1 protein-coding gene is annotated in these 394 nt (G+C 67.5%); it reads left to right on the top strand.

Annotated elements, in window-relative coordinates:
• Positions 1-359: integrase core domain-containing protein (locus tag INT51_RS22000; protein WP_193107518.1), on the top strand; the 359-nt coding region annotated here is incomplete at its 5' end.
• Between the last annotated feature and the right edge of the window lie 35 nt (positions 360-394).

The raw sequence follows: 394 nt of genomic DNA, 5'->3' as shown, positions 1-394 counted from the left end.
CACTGAAGGCCGCTGCCGCGGCCCGCGGCAGCCTCAAGGGAGCGATCTTCCACAGCGACCATGGGTCGGTCTACTGCTCGAAGGACTACGCCAAGCTCTGCAAGAGACTCGGCGTCACCCAGTCAATGGGTGCGGTCGGCTCGTCGGCCGACAACGCGTTGGCGGAGTCGTTCAACGCCACGATGAAGCGTGAGGTCCTCCAAGACACCGCCTGCTGGAGCGACGAGCCGACCTGTCGCCGGCAGGTCTTCAGGTGGCTCGTCCGCTACAACACCCGGCGCCGTCACACCTGGTGCGGCTACCTGTCCCCGTCCACCTACGAGGCCCGCCGGGCCGCTACGCTGCCGACCGCTGCGTAATCACACCCCGTGTCCAAGATCCGGGGGTAGGGCCC

The organism is Brachybacterium sp. FME24 (assembly GCF_014897705.1).
In the GTDB taxonomy this organism is placed as follows: Bacteria; Actinomycetota; Actinomycetes; order Actinomycetales; family Dermabacteraceae; genus Brachybacterium.
This window is presented reverse-complemented; position numbering and strand designations above follow the sequence as displayed.